This window comes from Bartonella sp. AA81SXKL (assembly GCF_042196945.1).
Lineage (GTDB): Bacteria > Pseudomonadota > Alphaproteobacteria > Rhizobiales > Rhizobiaceae > Bartonella.
The window spans coordinates 1-294 of sequence record NZ_JBHIRH010000341.1; the positions used below are offsets into that span (position 1 = coordinate 1).

1 protein-coding gene is annotated in these 294 nt (G+C 37.4%); it reads left to right on the forward strand.

Translation table 11 applies throughout. The features are described from left to right. Window positions 1–294, forward strand: a 294-nt coding sequence (locus ACFINZ_RS11575; protein ID WP_375701594.1) for an LptA/OstA family protein, incomplete at both ends; no start/stop codon positions are given.

The window sequence follows — 294 nt, forward strand, 5'->3', positions numbered from 1 at the left end:
CGCGATGAAAATACTGTTTCTGCACAAGGCAATGTGCAAATCGAATATAATGGCAATAAAGTTGTTGCCCAAAAAGTCACTTATAATCAAAAGACAGGACGTATTATCGCACAAGGAAATGTTGAAATTGTTCAAAAAGACGGTAATAAAATTTATTCAAATCAGATTGATATGACCAAAGATTTTGGCGAAGGCTTCGTAAATGCTTTACGCATCGACACAGCCACCAATATCCATTTTGCGGCAACAAGTGCTACACGCCGCAATAACCAGATAACAATCTTTGATAATGCC